This is a genomic window from Mesobacillus jeotgali, assembly GCF_002874535.1.
Taxonomy (GTDB): Bacteria; Bacillota; Bacilli; order Bacillales; family Cytobacillaceae; genus Mesobacillus; species Mesobacillus jeotgali.
Genome location: NZ_CP025025.1, coordinates 3,073,543 through 3,093,440, shown reverse-complemented (window position 1 = coordinate 3,093,440; position 19,898 = coordinate 3,073,543). Strand labels below are relative to the sequence as shown.

Here is a 19,898-nt window from a genome sequence, read left to right as displayed (position 1 = left end):
TAAATGGAAAAGCTGCAGGTCCAGTTAACTGCCATATTGAACTTGTTGAATATAAAGATTTTCCGGGTTTTGTTATTTTTGCTGATTGGTGTTGTGATGTATTCAGCCATGTATAGCAATGTAAAACCGGAAAAGCTTAATCTGGAGTTATTCTCTGTGGCGGAGAAAACCATCAGGTCGCCTATTACCATTGAGGATAAGGAGAGCACTGAAGCGAACCGCAGGGAAGCTGTCGAGAAAGTCAATGATGTCTACAGAGTCAAAAGTGAATATGCTCAAAACAGGGTTGATTTAGTCACTTCCATCTTTGGTTCGGTTTCAGAAGTCAATAATGAAGTGCAGGAAGAGATTGACCAGAAGAAGAAAACAGCTGAAGAATCAGGTGTGGAAGATGCTCCTGCTCCTGAAGGTCCTTCGAAGGAAGAAAAGCTGGCAATGTTAAAAACGAAGTTGACTGAGAATGAAACAAAAAGCTTATCTGACGAAGTGTTCATTGCATTGCTTCAAGCACCGAAGGAAGAATTGCTGGTTGCCAAGGACCTTACGGTTACGGCTATTAATAATACGATGAAGCACAGCGTTCCCGCAGATGAGGTGGAGAATGCTAAGTTAAGTGTAGAGGAAGAATTGAAGTATACAAGTTTAAGCAGCAGTTTAAAGAAAGCTGTGATTGAGCTCGGCCGCTATGCAGTCGTCCAGAATGAGTTCTACGATCCTGAAGCCACTGAAGATCAGCGCCAGCAGGCTATGGACAGTGTTGAACCTGTTAGGATACTTGAAGGTCAAATTCTTGTCGATGAAGGCCAGCTCATCAGCAGGGATGTCTATAAAAAGCTCCAGCTTGTAGGTCTGTTAGAAAGTGAAAACTCCTATAAGCCTTTTATCGGGCTGGCTATGCTTGTAGCATTGATCCTTTTTTCCTTGTTTGTCATTTTTAACGAAATGGAAAACGTGGATAAAAAGCAGAAGAATCTTTTGATTTTCAGCATCATATTCATCACTTCCATTCTGTTGATGAAGCTGGTCAGTCTTTTCGATGAATTCGAGTACTCGGAGATTGGCTACCTTTTTCCGGCGGCAATGGGGGCAATGCTGATCAAGATGCTGATTAATGAAAGACTGGCTTTGTTTCAAATGGCAATTCTGGCCGTAACAGGGTCAATCATCTTTAATGAGGGGATAACTGGAACGCTGAATGTTACCATTGGCATCTATATTTTAATCAGCGGTCTGGCGGCAATTTTATTCCTGCAGAAACAGAATCGTCGTTCAAAAATCCTTCAGGCAGGGTTGTTTGTATCAGTGGTTAACCTGGTTGTGATCCTTTCGGTTTTGTTTTTAAGGAACAGCCAGTATTCTGGTCTGGAATACGGTTTTTATTTTATTGCTGCATTTGTTTCCGGAATCGTTTCGGCTGTGTTGACAATCGGTTTGCTTCCATTTTTCGAAGCAGGGTTTGGCATTCTGTCAACATTAAGGCTGATCGAGCTTTCCAACCCGAACCACCCGCTTTTAAGGAAAATTCTCACAGAAGCTCCGGGTACTTACCATCACAGTGTCATGGTTGCCAACTTATCAGAGGCGGCGTGTGAGGCAATCGGAGCTAACGGGCTTCTGGCCAGGGTCGGGTGCTATTATCATGATATTGGAAAGACGAAACGGCCGCAATTCTTTATTGAAAATCAGATTAACATGGATAATCCGCACGATAAATTGCCGGCGTTGACAAGTAAAAATATCATCATCGCCCATGCGACTGACGGAGCGGAGATGCTGCGCAAGCATCGGATGCCAAAAGAAATCATTGATATTGCAGAACAGCACCATGGAACTACGCTGTTAAAATTCTTTTACCATAAAGCTAAGCAAAGTGGTCATGAGGTAAAAGAAGAGGACTTCCGCTATCCAGGACCGAAGCCGCAAACCAAAGAGTCAGCGGTCATTGGGATTGCGGATAGTGTTGAAGCTGCTGTGCGTTCGATGGCACATCCGACTCATGAACAAATTGAAAATTTGGTACACAATATAATTGGGGATCGGCTTCAGGATGGCCAGTTGAGTGAGTGTGATATTACGCTGAAGGAGCTGGATACCGTCGCTGATACACTTTGTGAAACACTAAAGGGAATTTTCCACTCAAGAATAGAATATCCAGAAATGAATAAGCAGAAGGTGAAGCAGGCATGAGTTTAGAAATCGATTTTTTGGATGAAGTAAATGAATTATCAGATCAGGAAATAAATGAAATAGAAAAATTATTGAATTATGCGGCAGACAAGGAGAATGTCCAGCAGGGCAGTGAACTGTCTGTAACATTCGTTTCGAATGACAGGATTCAGGAAATCAATCGTGAATATCGTGACAAGGATCGTCCAACAGACGTCATTTCTTTCGCACTTGAAGAGATGGGCGAAGGGGAGCTAGAAATAGTAGGGGATGGTATACCGAGAATTCTTGGCGATATCATCATTTCCATTCCAAAAGCTAGGGAACAGGCTGAAGAATATAACCATTCTTTCATGCGGGAACTAGGGTTCCTTGCTGTGCATGGTCTCCTGCATTTATTAGGCTATGACCATATAAATGAACAGGATGAAAAAGAGATGTTTGACAGACAAAAAGAAATTCTGGATGGGTATGGGCTTGGCCGCTGATAAACAGAGGAAGCATCCGTTGGCTTCCTCATTCAAATTTGGCTTTGAGGGAATTGCGGCAGCGGCATCAAAGGAACGAAATGTGCAAATCCATCTGGGTATCTCAGTTATCGTCATTTTATTAGGGTTTATTTTTTCGATTAATAAGTACGAATGGATTGCAGTTATCCTATCTATTGGCGGAATGATTTCGATGGAAATGATGAATACGGCAATAGAAAGAACGGTTGATATGTACACGAAAGAATACCACCCTCTGGCAAAACAGGCAAAAGATATCGCGGCCGGTGCTGTCCTGGTGTTTGCAATTGCCAGTGTCATGATTGGTTTGATTATATTTCTGCCAAGAATATTGGTATTGTTTAATTAGTTGTCCGTACAGGGCAACTTTTTTTTGAAAGGACTTATTTAATTTCGCTATTTTCATCCACGGAAAGTACGATGAGAGAGCGTGTTTTCTGAAAGAAGACCATATAAAATTGGCGTTTGAATTTGAACCAATTTGAAAACATGGAGAAACTTAAGTAAAATATCATCACAGTGTATAAACAGTGCTTGTATGTTTTTAGAAAATTTAAAATTTTATATTTCATTTTTGCTACAAACGGTGAAATCACACTGAAAATAAGGTAAAATAAAGTGGAGAAGGGAAATACAGTATGAACTTTAATAATCAAGGCAATAACAACGAATCTCACAAATCAGGCTTCATTTCAATCATTGGAAGACCTAATGTTGGAAAGTCAACCTTTCTTAACAGGGTAATCGGGCAAAAGATTGCGATTATGAGTGATAAGCCGCAAACGACCCGGAATAAGGTTCAAGGTGTCCTGACACTTGATGATTCACAGCTAATTTTCATAGACACTCCAGGGATCCATAAACCAAAACACCGTCTTGGCGACTTCATGATGAAGGTTGCACAGAATACTTTAAAAGAAGTCGACCTGGTATTGTTTATGGTCAATGCACAGGAAGGATATGGACGCGGGGAAGAATTTATCATTGAGAAACTTCAAAATGTAAAAACACCGGTTTTCCTTGTCATCAATAAAATCGACCTGATCCATCCAGATGAGTTGCTAAAACTAATTGAGTCCTACAATGAAAAGTTCAATTTCGCTGAAATTGTTCCGATATCTGCTCTTGAAGGAAACAATGTCGAAAAGCTCCTGGAGCAAATCAAGGAAAAAATGCCGGAAGGGCCACAGTTTTATCCCGCAGACCAGGTAACGGACCATCCAGAACGTTTTATTGTTTCCGAACTGATCAGGGAAAAAGCGCTGCATCTGACGAGGGAAGAAATTCCACATTCACTTGCTGTTGTAATTGAAAAAATGGAACGCCAGCCTGAAAAAGAAATGGTGCATGTCATGGCTACAATCATTGTCGAGAGGGATTCGCAAAAGGGAATCATCATTGGCAAGCAGGGCGGTATGTTGAAGGAAATTGGCAAAAGGGCACGTCATGATATCGAGAATCTGCTCGGTACAAAAGTGTTTCTGGAATTATGGGTAAAGGTCCAGAAGGATTGGCGAAACAAAGCCACACAGCTTCGTGATTTTGGTTTCAGGGAAGATGAGTATTAAGCCTGTTTGGCAAATGCTCCCTCATTAACATATTAATCGGTTGCAAATATTATTCATAAGTAGGATTAACAATTTTTATGTAACATGAAAATCTGATTGACAGGCTATGATACTCATAAGGATTTGGGATAAATAAATTGCTAGTGAAAAATTGAAAGGTGGGGTTTTCGATGTTGGATTTTACCTGGAAGGTGTTTTCTCAGACAGGTAACATTGACACATATCTTCTCTTTAAGGAATTAGAGAAAGACGATCAAGAAATACCCGGTTATCAGGAGGAAGAACTAGCAGGAATTGATTTTCCAATCTCATAGGTTTGTCTGTAGTAATGGATGGTGACAGAAGATGCTGCAGAAATGCGAAGGCATTGTCATTAGAACGACGAATTATGGCGAAAACAACAAAATTGTTACCTTATATACCAGGGAATTCGGAAAAGTTGGTGTGATGGCAAGAGGTGCTAAAAAGCCTAATAGCAGGCTTGCTGCTGTCACCCAGCTTTTTACCTATGGACAGTTCCTTTTCCAGTCAAGTTCTGGGCTCGGCAGCCTGCAGCAGGGGGATATGATTTCATCGATGAGGTCGATTCGGGAAGATATCTTCCTTACAGCCCATGCCAGCTATATTGTTGATTTGACTGATAAAGTGACAGAGGACAAGAAGTCCAATCCTTTTTTGTTCGAATTGCTTCTCCAGACGCTAAAGCTTTTGAATGAAGGCTACGATATGGAGATCCTTACTTTTATTTATGAAATGAAAATGCTGAATGTCCAAGGGCTGTACCCAGTTTTGGACAAGTGTGCAAACTGTGGCAGCACAGAGGGAGATTTCAACTTTTCGATCAGAGAGGGCGGGCTGCTCTGCCATCGATGCTTCGAGATGGATCCCTACAGGATCCAAACCTCGTCAGGAACGGTCAGGCTGCTTCGATTATTTTATTTGCTCGACCTAAGCCGTCTTGGCAATATATCGGTGAAGCCAGAAACAAAAGCTGAGCTGAAAAAAGTAATTTCGGCTTATTATGATGAGTACTCAGGACTGTATTTAAAAACAAGGAAATTCCTTGATCAAATGGATTCATTCAGGGACCAACTGTAACTATTGACATTGCTTGTTCTTTTCGCTATTATTCAAATCAAAAGCTTGTAGCTTTCAGCCTATATGCGGAAAGTATTCGCATCGATGAAAAGGTTGATAAAAATTACATATGTTGCTGTGAAGGAAAAGAGTACTTAAATCCCTCTGTACAAGCGAGTCCGGAAATGGTGTGAGCCGGATTGCAGAAATTAAGGAAGGCGTTCCGGAGCGACATCACTTTTAAAGAGGCTGCTATTTGCAGCAAATAGGGTGGAACCGCGGGTAAACTCTCGTCCCTATGCATGTAAAGATGCATAGGGGGCGGGAGTTTTTTTATTTTCCATTTAGTGATTAGCCGTTTGAAATAAAACCAAAACTCAAGAAAAGCAACTAGTAATAATCGATTTAAAATTTTCGGAGGTGTAAAGATGAATATCCAAAATATGATTTTAACATTGCAAAAACACTGGTCTGAACAAGGATGCGTCCTGATGCAGGCTTATGACACCGAAAAAGGTGCAGGTACAATGAGTCCATACACGTTTTTACGGGCGATTGGCCCGGAACCATGGAATGTCGCGTATGTTGAGCCGTCTCGCCGCCCGGCTGATGGTCGCTACGGAGAAAATCCAAACAGACTTTATCAGCACCACCAATTCCAGGTGATCATGAAGCCTTCTCCAGACAATATTCAGGAACTCTATCTGGATTCATTGAAAGCTTTGGGTATTGATCCACTTGAGCATGACATTCGCTTCGTAGAGGATAACTGGGAGAATCCATCCCTGGGCTGTGCAGGACTAGGGTGGGAAGTCTGGCTGGATGGCATGGAAATCACGCAATTCACTTATTTCCAGCAGGTAGGCGGACTTGATTGCAAACCAGTTTCCGTGGAGATTACTTACGGTATCGAACGACTGGCGTCCTATATCCAGGACAAAGAAAATGTTTTTGATCTTGAATGGACAAACGGCTTTACCGTTAGGGACATTTTTGGGCAGCCAGAATATGAGCATTCGAAATATACTTTCGAGACATCTGACAAAGAAATGCTTTTCAACCTTTTCAATATATACGAAAAAGAAGCAAATCGCCAAATGGATGAAGGGCTAGTACATCCTGCATATGACTATGTCCTGAAGTGTTCTCACACCTTTAACATTCTTGATGCACGAGGAGCTATTTCCGTTACTGAACGGACAGGTTATATTGCCCGTATCCGAAACCTCGCCAAGAAAGTTGCAAAAACGTTCTATGAAGAACGAGAAAAGTTAGGCTTCCCAATCATTAAACGGAAGGAGCAGGTGGAAAATGACTAAACGTAATTTATTGCTTGAAATCGGTTTGGAAGAAATGCCTGCAAGATTTATTACTGACTCCATGAACCAGCTGGCTTCCAAGGTGGAGAATTGGCTGAAATCGAATAATATTGGTTTCGAAGCAATCCAGCTTTATTCCACACCACGCCGGCTTGCATTGCTTGTCTTGAATGTTGATGAGCGTCAGGAAGACAGCGAGGAAGAAGCAAAAGGCCCTGCTAAGAAAATTGCACTTGCTGAGGGCGGAGAGTGGTCCAAAGCAGCGATCGGCTTTACACGCGGCCAGGGGTTGACGGTAGAGGACATCTATTTCAAAGAGATCAACGGTGTTGAGTATGCTCACGTAAAAAAATTCATAAAAGGAAAGGATACCTTTGAGCTGCTTGTTGAACTGAAAGCAATCATTACTGGGTTGACATTCCCGAAAAACATGCGCTGGGCTGACCTCGAGCTTCGTTATGTCCGGCCAATTAAATGGCTTGTTGCCATGTTCGGAAAAGATATCATTCCATTTGAGATTGCTGGTGTCCAAACTGGCAACGTAACAAGGGGCCACCGATTCCTTGGAGAAGGTGAAATCCAGTTAACCGATCCTCAGGAATATGAAGAAGCTTTGTTAGGGCAATATGTTGTTGCTGACGCGAAAAAGCGTAAGGACGCCATTACTTCTCAGCTTGAAAAAATTGAGGATGAGAACGGCTGGGTAGTCCCTGTCGATGAAGACTTGCTTGAAGAAGTCAATAATCTGGTTGAATATCCAACTGCTTTATATGGCCGGTTCGAGGAGGAATTTCTGGAAATCCCAAGCGAAGTGCTGATTACTTCCATGAAGGAACACCAAAGGTATTTTCCTGTGAAATCTACGAGCGGAGAATTGCTGCCTCATTTCATTACAGTAAGGAACGGTGATCACCTCCATATTGAGAAGGTTGCACGCGGTAATGAGAAAGTACTAAGAGCTCGACTGGCGGATGCGGCATTCTTCTATAAGGAAGACCAAAGAATGCCAATTGATGCAGCATTGGAAAAATTAAAGAATGTTGTTTACCACGAAGATATCGGAACAATTGCTGAAAAATCAGAACGAGTGCGCAAGCTTGTAGGCTTGGTTGCTGAAAGATTGGAATTCGCGCAAGATGTTGTGAAATTTTCAGATCGGGCGGCCCAAATCAGCAAATTTGATCTAGTTTCACAGATGGTATACGAGTTCCCGGAATTACAAGGAATAATGGGAGAAAAATACGCATTGCAAAAAGGCGAAAGCCCAGAGGTGGCAGTGGCTATCAATGAGCATTATATGCCTCGTAATGCAGACGATTCAATACCAGGATCACCAGCGGGAGCGTTGGTTGCAATTTCTGATAAACTCGATACAATTGTTGCATTCTTCTCGCTCGGCATCATTCCTAGCGGTTCTCAGGATCCATATGCATTGAGAAGACAGGCGACTGGAATCGTGCAGACCCTGATCGAAAAAAAGTGGAATATCTCACTTGAAAATCTAGTCGGCCTTTCGCTTAATCTTGTATCAGAAGCAGGAATTACAAAGCGCACTGACGAAGAAGTTTACCATGACCTTATCCAATTCTTTAAATTGAGAGTCAAGCATTTGTTACAGGAGCGAGGAATCCGCTACGATTTAATTGATGCCGTACTCGGAGGAGAAATTGGTATTATATCGGGACTGATTGAAAAAGCAGAAGCGCTCCAGACTGCCAGCAGTGATGAGGGCTTTAAAGAAAGCATGGAAGCATTGAGCCGGGTTCTTAATATCGCTAGCAAGAAAGAAGTGCAGGGCGATATCGATCCAGAGCGATTCGAAAACGAGTATGAGCAAAGGTTGTATGAAAAGTATCTTGAACTCGGAAAGAAGGCCGAGGATGGCATGGATGCGGCTTCATATTATCAGCTTTTAGTTGACATTAAACCTGAAATCAATGATTATTTTGAGCATACAATGGTCATGTCTGATAAACTGGATGTACGTGAAAACCGTCTGAATCAGATGGCTGCACTTGCAGCTTTGATCATGAAGCTTGCAAAAGTAAATGATATCGTCGTAAAGTAAGCACTGTTATCATGAAATGCTTTATTTGAGTGCCTTCCTCCACAGGAAGGCACTTCAGCAAGTAACGAAAGTCAGTGCAAATGCTGCTCGCATAAATCTTCATCAAATGTTAATAAGTATCAGAATATTTATCCCTATTTATTACCTCGTCTAGTATATAATAAGTTTATTGGTTTTTTACATAAAGGCTGTTTAAACGGTCAGTCTAATGTTTCCAGGGAACAGTACAACCATGGATGATCCCAAATAGTAAAACGAAAATGTATTAATACTTAATAACCTTAGCGAGAATAGCTTATTAAAAAAATCTCCCGATGGGTGGTGAGGACAATCGAACTGAATAAACGCCAGGAGCATATTCTGCAAATCGTTAAAGATAACGGACCGATCACTGGAGAGCATATTGCTGAAAAGTTAAATCTGACAAGGGCTACCCTCAGGCCTGACCTTGCCATCCTGACGATGTCGGGGTATTTGGATGCCAGACCTCGTGTAGGTTATTTCTACACAGGCAAATCTGGGAATCAGCTGCTTTCTGAGAATCTTAAAAAAATACTTGTCAGGGATTATCAGTCCATTCCTGTAGTTGTTCCTGAAAATGTCTCTGTCTACGATGCGATTGTTACGATGTTCCTTGAAGATGTAGGTACTTTATTTGTGGTTGATAAAGCTTCAAGGCTAGTAGGTGTCCTTTCTCGCAAAGATTTATTGAGAGCAAGCATTGGAAAGCAGGAGCTGACTACTTTGCCCGTTAATATCATCATGACAAGGATGCCAAATATAACCGTGTGCCGCCGGGATGACCTGCTCATTGATGCTGCCAAGGAATTGATTGAAAAGCAGATTGATGCCCTTCCTATCATCAAAGATGCAGATGATGGGTACGAGTTGGTAGGAAGATTGACCAAGACGAACATTACAAAGGCTTTTGTGGCCTTGGCAGAGGAATAAGAAGCAAATAGAAAAGGGGTTGGTCAAAGATGAATAAAACACCTATTATTTATGTGGTTTCTGACTCTGTCGGTGAGACAGCAGAGCTCGTTACGAAGGCTGCCATCAGCCAATTCGAACATTTGGATGTTTCACTTAAAAGGTTTCCTTACGTAGAGGATAAAGTACATATTGATGAAGTCATTTCTCTTGCTAAGCATGATGGCGGAATGATCGCCTACACATTGGTCAAGCCAGATATAAGCAACTATCTTCAAGAGTCTGCTACCAAAGAGGGGATCTATGCATGTGACATCATCGGGCCGCTTATGCAGCAAGTTCAACAACTAAGTGGTGAAACACCACTATACGAACCTGGCCTTGTCCGTAAACTAGATGAAGATTACTTCAAAAAAGTAGAAGCAATCGAATTCGCAGTAAAATATGATGATGGCCGCGATCCAAGAGGCATACTGAAAGCGGATATCGTCCTGGTGGGCGTATCAAGAACATCCAAGACACCATTATCACAATACCTCGCCCACAAGCGATATAAAGTTGCGAATGTGCCGCTGGTGCCTGAAGTCGACCCACCAGAAGAATTATTCCTTGTTCCCAAGGAAAAATGCTTCGGCCTAAGGATAACTCCCGACAAATTGAACCAAATCCGCCGTGAGAGGTTAATCTCACTTGGATTGAACGATCAGGCGATATATGCGAATATCGAAAGAATCAAGGAAGAGATAGAATATTTTGATGGAATTGTTGAAAAAATAGGATGTCCAGTTATCGATGTAACCAACAAAGCGGTGGAAGAAACCGCGAATGTTATCCTGAATATGGTCCGTAACAAGAAAATGGACGAATAGCACATATTTTTTATGTGCTTTTCTTTTTGACGGTTCTCTTTATTGAATTAATGCATTAGCCAAGAAAAAATAATGGAAAAATAGGCTTTCTTATACTATAATAAAAAATTGTGATAAAAATGTATCTGTTTAGGTTTAGACTGGACAGATTACGAATAAACTATTTACTATCAGTTGTCAAGATGTTGACCGCGAAAAAATTCGACAAAATTCCCTTGAAAAAATACAATCCTTAAGAAGGAATATGCGGAGTGATGTAGAATTAATACTAGTAAAATCAACAGTCAGACCCTTTTTGTTGATGCAGACTCTTGCCCGGTCATTAAGGAAATTGTCGAAATTGCTTCGAAGTTTTCCATCGAAGCTGTTTTTGTGGCTTCTTATGCCCATATGAAGAACGATCTTCAAGGGCAGAACTGGGTTTTTGTCGATTCTCATAAGGAAGCTGTAGACCTTTATTTAATGAATCACGTTAAGAAAGGTGATTTTGCGGTGACGCAGGACATCGGTCTTGCATCTACCCTCATTGCGAAAGGGGTTTATGCCATCTCTCCTAGGGGAAATTTATTTGAAGAAAAGGACATTCAGACTGCCCTTGACTTAAGGTATCTTTCTGCCAGGGCTAGAAGGCAGGGATCCTATGGAAAGGGACCAAAACCCTTTACAGAAAAAGACAGGGAAAAGTTTATAAAGGAATTGAACATGCTTTTGTCGAATTTTAAGATATGTTCAAGTAATCACAACTAATTAGAGGTCATGCTTATGGCAGAGAGGATTGCCGAGGAAAAAGTAAATGAAATCCGGCAGGCGGTTGAGATAGTCGATGTCATTGGTGATTACGTCCAATTGAAAAAACAAGGCCGGAATTATTTTGGGCTTTGTCCATTTCATGGGGAAAACTCTCCATCATTTTCAGTTTCACCTGATAAGCAGATTTATCACTGCTTTGGTTGTGGTGCCGGCGGGAATGTGTTTTCATTCCTGATGGATATTGATGGCCTGACGTTTCAAGAAGCTGCAGTAAAGCTCGCGAAAAGTGCGAACATCGAACTGAAGCTGGAAGGACCGGCTTCGGGCAAAAACACACAACTGCCTGAAGGCTCGAAGCAAATGATTGAAGCGCATGAACTATTGCGTAAATTTTATCATCATTTGCTTGTAAACACAAAAGAAGGTCAAGAGGCCCTTGAATATCTTCTTAACAGGGGATTTACACAGGAGTCCATTGACACATTCCAAATAGGCTATTCATTGCCTTCATGGGACTTTGCAGTGAAACTGCTTGAAAAGCGGGGATTTTCGCTGGATTTAATTTCGAAAGCAGGACTTGTCATCCAGCGGGAAAACGATGGGACATACTTTGACAGGTTCAGGAACAGGATTATGTTTCCAATCCTCGACCACCAGGGGAATACGATTGCGTTTTCAGGGCGGGCACTAGGGGGCGAAGAACCCAAATATCTTAACAGTCCCGAAACGCAAATCTTCAACAAAAGTAAAATTCTATATAATTTCCACCTTGCTCGCGGTGTGATCCGAAAGCAGCAGCAAGCTGTACTTTTCGAAGGATTCGCCGATGTTATTTCTGCTAACCGGGCAGGCGTAGAAAACGGTGTCGCCACGATGGGGACATCCTTGACTGATGAACATATCTCCTTGCTGAAAAGAAATGTGCAAGCTGTAACGATTTGCTACGACTCGGACAAAGCCGGTATTGAAGCGGCTTTCAGGGCATCTAACATGCTGTCAAAAGCGGGATTCGCTGTCAGGGTTGCAACAATGCCAGATGGCATGGATCCTGATGATTTCATAAAGGTGCATGGCGAGGAAAAATTCAAGAACGATATTATTGGCTCCAGCGCCACCTTGATGGCATTTAAATTAATATATTATCGTCGAGGGAAAAACCTTCAGAATGAAGGAGATCGCCTTCAATATATCGAAGAAGTACTTAAAGAAATCAGCACGCTCGATAAAGCAGTAGAAAAAGACCTTTACTTGAGGCAGCTTGCGAATGAGTTCTCGCTATCCCTAGAAGCTTTAGCCCAACAGCTCAATCAGCTGGTTCAGGCGTCGGGCCAAAAGAGGGGGCAAAATCAACCGCGAGCGGAATCAAAACCTGTAAGCTACGCCAGGAAATCAGAATTGAAGCCTGCATACCACACTGCAGAAAGGCGAATGATCTTTCATATGATGAGAGACGCCGATGTCGCATATAAGGTACAGGAAATGCTTGCAGGAAGTACATTAAACATTGATGAACATCAGGCTATTATTACTTATTTATTTGCATACTATGAAAAAGGACATGATCCTGACCCAAGCGCGTTCTTAAATTATCTCCAGGATAATAAGCTAAAAAGGGTCGTTGCTGATATAGAAATGATGCCTCTTAACGAGGAGATCAGTGACCAGGAATTATCTGATTATATCAAGCAGGTCTTGAATTATCAAAAAATGTTAAAAATAAAGGAAAAAATGGCAGAACAAAAACAGGCAGAACGACAAAACGATTTCTTGCGCGCTGCGGCTATCGCAACGGAAATTATCCAATTGCGCAAGACCTTATAAAGCTTATGCTGATTGTTTTTGATTTTTGGAAGGAGGGGGACATATGGCTGAAAAGTCAGCCCGTTCTAAAGAAGTCACTGAAAATGAAGTGACAGTTGAACAAGTGAAAGACCAGTTAACGGCAATAGGCAAGAAAACAGGTGTCCTTGCCTATGATGATATCGCAGAAAGGCTATCAAGCTTCGACCTTGATTCCGATCAGATGGATGAATACTATGAGTTCCTCGGTGAACAAGGGATTGAACTCGTAGGTGAAAGCGATGAAGTTGAAGACCCTGACATCAAACAGCTTGCAAAAGACGATGAAGAATTCGACTTGAATGACTTAAGTGTCCCGCCGGGAGTGAAAATCAATGACCCGGTAAGGATGTACCTAAAAGAGATTGGCCGAGTTGACCTGCTTTCTGCAGAAGAAGAGATCAATCTGGCAGAAAGAATCGAACAAGGCGATGAAGAAGCCAAAAGACGTCTTGCCGAAGCAAACCTTCGACTCGTAGTAAGTATTGCGAAACGCTATGTAGGCCGTGGTATGTTATTCCTTGACCTGATTCAGGAAGGGAATATGGGTTTGATCAAAGCGGTTGAAAAGTTCGATTACCGCAAAGGTTTTAAATTCAGTACCTATGCTACCTGGTGGATCCGTCAGGCCATCACTCGTGCTATCGCTGACCAGGCAAGGACTATCAGGATCCCTGTCCATATGGTTGAAACCATCAATAAATTGATTCGCGTACAAAGACAGCTCCTCCAGGACTTAGGCCGCGAACCAACGCCTGAAGAGATTGGCGAAGACATGGACCTGTCACCTGAGAAAGTGCGAGAAATCCTTAAGATTGCCCAGGAGCCAGTATCCCTCGAAACTCCGATAGGGGAAGAAGATGATTCCCACCTTGGTGATTTCATTGAGGACCAGGATGCTACCTCTCCTTCCGAACATGCTGCATATGAGCTTTTGAAGGAACAGCTGGAGGATGTCCTAGATACGCTTACTGACCGTGAAGAAAACGTCCTTCGACTCCGTTTTGGTCTTGATGATGGCCGCACTCGCACTTTGGAAGAAGTGGGCAAAGTATTTGGCGTTACGCGCGAACGTATTCGCCAAATTGAAGCTAAGGCACTTCGCAAGCTGAGACACCCAAGTCGCAGCAAACGATTGAAAGACTTTTTAGAATAGGATTGCCAAGGAATAATTTACTTTTTAAAATAAAAGTAAATTATTCCTTTTTTACTTTCTTTCCGCCGACTATTAGCTCGAATAACCATTAAGACAGGATGTGCCTACATATGGATGACCATCGCAGGAAAATCATCACCAATGAAATTAAGTACTGGAAGCAAAACAGGCTGTTGCCTGAGCACTATTGTGATTTCCTCTTGAACCTGTATACAGAGGGAAGCTCTGAAGCTGACTCGACTCGAAAAAAGAGGCCGAGCGGTACTAAGGGAATAATAGGTTTTATTCTAGTTGGATTGTTATCGCTTTCAGTTTTTTTATTTTATTTTACTGAATTGTCTCTCTTTTTGCAAACTGCCCTTATCATTTTTTTTGGCATTACTACCCTTTCAGCAGCCTTTTATATGTTGAAAAAATCTTTTTTTGATTTGATCCCATTACTTGCTTCTGCGCTTCTTTTATTAATCACATCTGTTCAGGCAGCTGAAATAATATTTCCAGACCATCCCGTCATTCTTTACCTCGTAGCGGGCCTGAACTGCTTATTGTGGATTACAGCAGGGACGAAGTGGAAGATATTGAGCTTCAAACTATCAGGAATTATAGGGTTAATCACCCTATTAATTACTATATTTATATAATTTTTAATAATTTAAAAGTTTTTAAATGTTGAGAAAATTGTTTATCCACCTTTATAATGAAGAATGTAAACGCATTCAATGTTTTAAGGGGGATGGAAATGAATTTTGATTTAACATCAGAACAGGCCATGATTAAAAGGACGATTAAAGAATTTGCGGAGGAAGAAGTTGCTCCAGGAGCGATTGAAAGAGATAAAACAAAACAATTCCCGACAGAAATCTTCAAAAAACTGGGAGAACTAGGAATGCTGGGCTTGCCGTTCCCTGAGGAATATGGCGGAGCAGGAGCTGATACGGTCAGTTTTGCGATTGTCACTGAGGAATTGAGCAAGGCATGCGCCTCAACTGGGATTACATATTCTGCCCACATATCTCTTGGAGGCGCTCCTATCAATCTATTTGGTACAGAAGAACAGAAACAAAAATACCTGGCTCCAATCTGTACAGGCGAATCACTGGGGGCTTTCGGGCTGACAGAACCAAATGCAGGCTCGGATGCAGGAGGTACCCAGACGACGGCCAAAGAGGTTGATGGGGAATACATCATCAACGGCAGCAAGAACTTTATCACGAATGCAAGCTATGCCAAACATTTGGCAATGACGGCGATCACTGGTAATGTGGATGGAAAAAAGGAAATCAGTGCAATTATCGTTCCAACCGATGCACCAGGGTTCTCTGTCATTGATAATTATGAAAAGATGGGGTTGAATGCATCGAATACTACTCAGCTGGTGATGGAGGATGTCCATGTGCCAGTTGAAAACCTTCTTGGAAAAAAAGGGGAAGGCTTCAAGCAATTCCTTGTGACACTGGACGGCGGCAGGATCGGAATAGGCGCTATGGCTGTCGGAGTGGCTCAGGCTGCTTACGAAAAAGCCTTGCAGTATGCGAAAGAAAGACAGCAATTCGGCAGGCCGATATCACAGTTCCAGGCTATCCAATTCAAGCTTGCTGACATGGCAATGAAGATTGAACTTGCACGCAATATGGTCTATAAGGCAGCCTGGCTGAAGGATCAGGGACGACCATTCTCAAAGGAAGCGTCAATGTGCAAGCTCTATGCTTCTGAAATTGCGATGGAAGTAGCTGATCAGGCAGTCCAGATACACGGCGGATATGGCTATATGAGGGAATATGAAGTGGAACGTTACATGAGGGATGCAAAGCTTCTGGAAATTGGTGAAGGTACATCAGAAGTCCAAAGAATGGTTATTGCAAGATTAATTGGCTGCTAAAAGGGTATCCTAAATATGCTTTGTACAGCAAAAAACTTCATCATATGATGAAGTTTTTTGTCTAAATTGTGAACAAGTGTGACAAAGTTTGCTTTTTTACTTTCCCTGTAAACGTTTTTCAAGTAAAATAATATCTGTGTGAAATCATTATTTAAGTAGATGTTGTACATAAAGGAGGGTATATGATGAATCGTAATCCAATTATCCCGTTCGTATTGATCATGGTAATGGGGATCGGCTTGATGTTCCTGCTTTCTTTCAAGGGTGTAGGGGATTCCAAGGATCTTGCAAAGGAAAAAGAAGGCGGCGGTGAAAAGACGGAAGAAACTGCTGAAGCAAACCCGGAGGATTTTTACCAGCAATCCTGCGCAATGTGCCACGGAAACCAGTATGAAGGCGTTTCAGGTCCTTCATTGAAAGGTGTAGGCAGCAAGTACTCACAGGAAGAAATCAAAGACATCCTGGTTAATGGTAAAGGAGCAATGCCTCCTGGCCTGGCTGCTGGCAAGGAAGATCAAATGGCAGAATGGATTGTCAATGAATTGAAGTAATATTTAAAGGCTCTTTGCTTTTTGCAAAGAGCCTTTACTTTTTATCCTGCATAATTGGACAAGGGGTATGCGGTTTTCATATACTTATAAAAGCAAAATAAGATTTAGTAGGTGACTTGTATGAATGCTGAAAAACTATCAGACCGGCTTGAAGCCGTTGCCAATTATATTCCTGAAGGTGCAAGGCTGGCCGATATTGGTTCCGACCATGCCTACCTTCCTTGTAATGTTGTAAAGAAGGGTACTGTTCCAATGGCGATTGCAGGCGAGGTCGCCGAAGGACCATTCCAATCTGCCCTTGAGCAGGTTCGTGAGGAAAGTCTCATAGATAAAATATCAGTCAGAAAAGGTGATGGACTTGAAGTAATTCAACCTGGTGAGGTTGATTGCATTACCATCGCTGGTATGGGCGGTACATTGATTTCGACGATTCTGGAACAAGGGAAATCGAAACTAGAAGGAGTCAGCAGGCTTGTCCTTCAGCCGAATGTTGGAAGCTTTGCGTTGCGCAAGTGGTTGATTGACAATGGCTGGGAACTGGTCAAAGAAGAAATTTTAGAAGAAGATCGGAAAATTTACGAAATCCTAGTGGCTGAGAAGGGCGAACCATTGAAGCCGTATCAGCATATCAACTTTGAAGTTGGAATATTGTTTGGCCCATTTTTGCTGAAGGAAAAGACAGAGGTATTCATAGAAAAGTGGAATGGTGAAAAGAGAAATTGGGAGCGTATCCTAAAGCAACTTGATGAGGCTGTCCAGAATGATGATACAGAACACAAGAGACAGGAACTGAAAACGAAACTTAAGATGGCAGAGGAGGCGTTACAGTGAAAAAAGTGAATGGACATGAAGTGATTCAGCTTTTTGAACAATTTTCGCCTAAGGTATTTGCGATGGAAGGCGATAAGGTTGGCCTGCAAATAGGTGCGTTGAACCAATCGGTCGAAAATGTCCTGGTTGCTCTTGATGTAACAGAAGAAGTGGTGGAGGAGGCGATTGCCAAGAATGTTCAATTAATCATTGCACATCATCCGCCGATATTCCGACCATTAAAAAAGATCGCAACTGACACTCCTGCCGGACGAATGATAGCCAGGCTGATCAAGCATGACATCGCGGTTTATGCAGCGCACACGAACCTGGACGTGGCAAAGGGAGGCGTAAATGACCTGCTGGCTGCTGCACTTGGTTTAAAGAACCCTCAAGTGCTGGTGCCAACTTATGAGGACGAGTTGAAAAAACTTGTCGTTTTCGTACCTGAGGAAGATGCAGAGCGACTGCGAGATGCCTTAGGCAATGCAGGGGCAGGGGCGATCGGCAACTATAGCCACTGTTCGTTCTCAGGGACGGGAAAGGGACGTTTCCTGCCGGGGGAAAATACGAATCCACATATCGGCGAACAAGGAAAGCTTGAAGCAGTCAATGAAGTGCGCGTAGAAACTGTTTTTCCGCAGAGCATTGAAAAAAAGGTTATCCAGGCTATGATCAAGGCCCACCCTTATGAGGAGGTCGCCTATGATATATATCGACTTGAAAATACGGGAGAACAACTTGGACTTGGAAGAATCGGGCAAGTCGAAGAGACGACCCTGTCTGAATATGCCAAAGTAGTAAAGGAAGCTTTGGGAGTGGATAAAATCCGTGTTGTCGGAGACTTGAACGCAAAGGTGAAAAAGGTAGCTGTCCTTGGCGGTGACGGAAATAAGTATTACTCGCAGGCGAAATTCCGCGGAGCAGATGTTTACGTTACCGGGGATATCTACTATCACACAGCACACGACGCACTGATGGCCGGCTTGAATATGATTGACCCAGGACATAATGTCGAGAAGATCATAAAAAAGGGAGTCGCCACGGTGATGGAAGGACTATGTAAAGACAAAGGGTATGATGTGAACTTCATTCCATCTGAAATAGGAACAGATCCGTTCACCTTTATTTAGACATTGACTTGATATGGAGAACTATGATGGTAATAGATTCGGTCGCAAAACGAGGGAAGCTGCGCCCGAAATCCGTTTCTGGCATCAGTTTCAGTTGCAGAACGGGTTAAGCTGCGCCCGAAACCTGTATCTTGTATCAGTGACGGTCACAGCAGCTTCGGGCACAGGGAACATGTGCTGAGCCAGAAGACGATTGGAATTTCAGCGAGATGATTCCCACTAATAACAAAACACAAGAAAGCAGCCTGAATAAATAGTCAGGCTGCTTTCGATTTATTATACGTTTGCCTCAGTCTTCTTAACCTTTGGCAGGATTTTATGAAGAGGTACTTTTTTCTCTTTTGCCCATGTTTCTTCGTTTTCCTTGTCAAACTGTTCGAGGAAGGTAATGACCTCTTTTGTGATTGGTGTCGGAGTCGATGCTCCAGATGTGACTGCGACTGTGTCAGCATCTTTTATCCAATCGATATCAAGCTCGGTAATATCGGCAATTCGATATGCTTTTGTTCCGGCTATTTCTTCGGATACCTGTGCTAGACGATTTGAGTTATTGCTTTTAGGGTCGCCAACCACAATTAGCACATCTGCTGCCTTAGCCTGCTCAGCGACAGCTTCCTGGCGTACTTGTGTAGCCATGCAAATTTCTCTATGGACTTCCGCGTGCGGGTACTTTTCTTTTACTTTTACCATGATGTCGGCGACGTCCCACTGGCTCATCGTTGTCTGGTTGGTTACGATTAATTTTTCAGCTTGCAGATTCAAAGCTTCTACATCAGCTGCCGTTTCAACTAGATGAACAATCCCTGGTGCTACACCTACTGCTCCCTCAGGTTCGGGATGCCCTTTTTTGCCGATGTAAATAACCTCAAAACCTTCCTTTTCTTTTTCTCTGATCAGGTTATGAGTGTTTGTCACATCCGGACATGTCGCGTCAATCGAGACAAGTCCCTTTTCCTTGGCAAGCTCCCTGACTTCGGGTGAAATTCCGTGTGCAGTGAAAATAACTGTTCCGCCTTCAACTTTTTCAAGAATTTCCTTGCGGTTGTTTCCATCCAATGTAATGATGCCTTCTTCTTCAAATGCATCAGTGACATGCTTATTATGGACAATCATCCCAAGTATATATATTGGACGCGGCAGGCTTTTATCCAAAGCAGCATTGCGTGCAATGACCATGGCATCGACAACACCATAGCAATAACCGCGTGGTGATATTTTAATTACATTCATTGAGTCATCCTCCTAAGAGTACCTCTGATTCTTTCTTTTATTAT

The 19,898-nt window shown here is 42.5% G+C and carries 19 protein-coding genes and 1 other annotated feature; of the genes, 18 read left to right on the top strand and 1 reads right to left on the bottom strand.

The window, feature by feature from the left end:
* Positions 1–3: 3 nt before the first annotated feature.
* The 18 genes from CD004_RS15755 (at position 4) to CD004_RS15670 (ending at position 18,624) form a co-directional block, all read left to right on the top strand.
* The gene (locus CD004_RS15755) at positions 4–2,187 is read left to right on the top strand and encodes an HD family phosphohydrolase (RefSeq protein ID WP_102263633.1); all 2,184 of its coding nucleotides are present in this window, start codon (positions 4–6) and stop codon (positions 2,185–2,187) included.
* Complete coding sequence (ybeY, locus tag CD004_RS15750) at positions 2,184–2,654, top strand: rRNA maturation RNase YbeY (RefSeq protein ID WP_102263632.1); 471 nt, start codon at positions 2,184–2,186, stop codon at positions 2,652–2,654. The genes CD004_RS15755 and ybeY overlap by 4 nt, the downstream gene beginning before the upstream one ends.
* A 19-nt stretch (positions 2,655–2,673) precedes the next feature.
* Positions 2,674–3,024, top strand: coding sequence for a diacylglycerol kinase family protein (locus CD004_RS15745; RefSeq protein WP_319005003.1), 351 nt, complete (start codon positions 2,674–2,676; stop codon positions 3,022–3,024).
* A 289-nt stretch (positions 3,025–3,313) separates the two neighbouring features.
* Positions 3,314–4,243 carry a GTPase Era gene (gene era / locus CD004_RS15740; protein ID WP_102263630.1) on the top strand — a complete coding sequence of 310 codons (930 nt, stop codon included), beginning with the start codon at positions 3,314–3,316 and terminating at the stop codon, positions 4,241–4,243.
* 170 nt (positions 4,244–4,413) lie between these two features.
* Positions 4,414–4,557: a YqzL family protein gene (locus CD004_RS15735; RefSeq protein ID WP_084135511.1), complete on the top strand. Its 144-nt coding sequence runs from the start codon at positions 4,414–4,416 to the stop codon at positions 4,555–4,557.
* A 31-nt stretch (positions 4,558–4,588) separates the two neighbouring features.
* Entirely contained in the window at positions 4,589–5,341 is a 753-nt protein-coding gene (gene recO, locus CD004_RS15730; RefSeq protein WP_102263629.1) for a DNA repair protein RecO, read from the top strand.
* Between the two features lie 108 nt (positions 5,342–5,449).
* Positions 5,450–5,621, top strand: a binding site (T-box leader).
* Between the two features lie 127 nt (positions 5,622–5,748).
* Positions 5,749–6,639, top strand: a complete 891-nt coding sequence (gene glyQ / locus CD004_RS15725; protein ID WP_102263628.1) for a glycine--tRNA ligase subunit alpha — start codon at positions 5,749–5,751, stop codon at positions 6,637–6,639.
* On the top strand, positions 6,632–8,707 hold the full coding sequence (gene glyS, locus CD004_RS15720; protein WP_102263627.1) for a glycine--tRNA ligase subunit beta: 2,076 nt from the start codon (positions 6,632–6,634) through the stop codon (positions 8,705–8,707). The genes glyQ and glyS overlap by 8 nt, the downstream gene beginning before the upstream one ends.
* A gap of 321 nt (positions 8,708–9,028) precedes the next feature.
* Complete coding sequence (locus CD004_RS15715; protein WP_102263626.1) at positions 9,029–9,658, top strand: transcriptional regulator CcpN; 630 nt, start codon at positions 9,029–9,031, stop codon at positions 9,656–9,658.
* A 29-nt stretch (positions 9,659–9,687) separates the two neighbouring features.
* Entirely contained in the window at positions 9,688–10,506 is an 819-nt protein-coding gene (locus tag CD004_RS15710) for a pyruvate, water dikinase regulatory protein (RefSeq protein WP_102263625.1), read from the top strand.
* Positions 10,507–10,782: 276 nt separating this feature from the next.
* Entirely contained in the window at positions 10,783–11,253 is a 471-nt protein-coding gene (locus tag CD004_RS15705) for a YaiI/YqxD family protein (RefSeq protein WP_102263624.1), read from the top strand.
* A 15-nt stretch (positions 11,254–11,268) separates the two neighbouring features.
* Positions 11,269–13,077, top strand: a complete 1,809-nt coding sequence (gene dnaG / locus CD004_RS15700) for a DNA primase (RefSeq protein WP_102263623.1) — start codon at positions 11,269–11,271, stop codon at positions 13,075–13,077.
* A gap of 43 nt (positions 13,078–13,120) precedes the next feature.
* Complete coding sequence (gene rpoD, locus CD004_RS15695; protein WP_102263622.1) at positions 13,121–14,251, top strand: RNA polymerase sigma factor RpoD; 1,131 nt, start codon at positions 13,121–13,123, stop codon at positions 14,249–14,251.
* Positions 14,252–14,361: 110 nt separating this feature from the next.
* Positions 14,362–14,892, top strand: coding sequence for a hypothetical protein (locus CD004_RS15690; protein ID WP_102263621.1), 531 nt, complete (start codon positions 14,362–14,364; stop codon positions 14,890–14,892).
* Between the two features lie 98 nt (positions 14,893–14,990).
* A complete protein-coding gene (locus CD004_RS15685) occupies positions 14,991–16,130 on the top strand; it encodes an acyl-CoA dehydrogenase family protein (protein ID WP_102263620.1) in 1,140 nt (379 codons plus the stop codon).
* A gap of 185 nt (positions 16,131–16,315) precedes the next feature.
* Positions 16,316–16,681 carry a cytochrome c550 gene (gene cccA, locus CD004_RS15680; protein ID WP_102263619.1) on the top strand — a complete coding sequence of 122 codons (366 nt, stop codon included), beginning with the start codon at positions 16,316–16,318 and terminating at the stop codon, positions 16,679–16,681.
* A gap of 120 nt (positions 16,682–16,801) precedes the next feature.
* Entirely contained in the window at positions 16,802–17,512 is a 711-nt protein-coding gene (locus tag CD004_RS15675) for a tRNA (adenine(22)-N(1))-methyltransferase (RefSeq protein ID WP_102263618.1), read from the top strand.
* Entirely contained in the window at positions 17,509–18,624 is a 1,116-nt protein-coding gene (locus tag CD004_RS15670; protein WP_102263617.1) for a Nif3-like dinuclear metal center hexameric protein, read from the top strand. The genes CD004_RS15675 and CD004_RS15670 overlap by 4 nt, the downstream gene beginning before the upstream one ends.
* Before the next feature lie 276 nt (positions 18,625–18,900).
* Here CD004_RS15670 and CD004_RS15665 read toward each other — a convergent pair whose 3' ends face one another.
* Positions 18,901–19,854: a 4-hydroxy-3-methylbut-2-enyl diphosphate reductase gene (locus CD004_RS15665; RefSeq protein WP_102263616.1), complete on the bottom strand. Its 954-nt coding sequence runs from the start codon at positions 19,852–19,854 to the stop codon at positions 18,901–18,903.
* Between the last annotated feature and the right edge of the window lie 44 nt (positions 19,855–19,898).

Bases quoted from the DNA above. Each gene is read 5' to 3' on its own strand.
- CD004_RS15755 (WP_102263633.1), top strand. From the start codon at position 4: ATGGAAAAGCTGCAGGTCCAGTTAACTGCCATATTGAACTTGTTGAAT.
- ybeY (WP_102263632.1), top strand. From the start codon at position 2,184: ATGAGTTTAGAAATCGATTTTTTGGATGAAGTAAATGAATTATCAGAT.
- era (WP_102263630.1), top strand. From the start codon at position 3,314: ATGAACTTTAATAATCAAGGCAATAACAACGAATCTCACAAATCAGGC.
- CD004_RS15735 (WP_084135511.1), top strand. From the start codon at position 4,414: ATGTTGGATTTTACCTGGAAGGTGTTTTCTCAGACAGGTAACATTGAC.
- recO (WP_102263629.1), top strand. From the start codon at position 4,589: ATGCTGCAGAAATGCGAAGGCATTGTCATTAGAACGACGAATTATGGC.
- glyQ (WP_102263628.1), top strand. From the start codon at position 5,749: ATGAATATCCAAAATATGATTTTAACATTGCAAAAACACTGGTCTGAA.
- glyS (WP_102263627.1), top strand. From the start codon at position 6,632: ATGACTAAACGTAATTTATTGCTTGAAATCGGTTTGGAAGAAATGCCT.
- CD004_RS15710 (WP_102263625.1), top strand. From the start codon at position 9,688: ATGAATAAAACACCTATTATTTATGTGGTTTCTGACTCTGTCGGTGAG.
- dnaG (WP_102263623.1), top strand. From the start codon at position 11,269: ATGGCAGAGAGGATTGCCGAGGAAAAAGTAAATGAAATCCGGCAGGCG.
- rpoD (WP_102263622.1), top strand. From the start codon at position 13,121: ATGGCTGAAAAGTCAGCCCGTTCTAAAGAAGTCACTGAAAATGAAGTG.
- CD004_RS15690 (WP_102263621.1), top strand. From the start codon at position 14,362: ATGGATGACCATCGCAGGAAAATCATCACCAATGAAATTAAGTACTGG.
- CD004_RS15685 (WP_102263620.1), top strand. From the start codon at position 14,991: ATGAATTTTGATTTAACATCAGAACAGGCCATGATTAAAAGGACGATT.
- cccA (WP_102263619.1), top strand. From the start codon at position 16,316: ATGAATCGTAATCCAATTATCCCGTTCGTATTGATCATGGTAATGGGG.
- CD004_RS15675 (WP_102263618.1), top strand. From the start codon at position 16,802: ATGAATGCTGAAAAACTATCAGACCGGCTTGAAGCCGTTGCCAATTAT.
- CD004_RS15665 (WP_102263616.1), bottom strand. From the start codon at position 19,854: ATGAATGTAATTAAAATATCACCACGCGGTTATTGCTATGGTGTTGTC.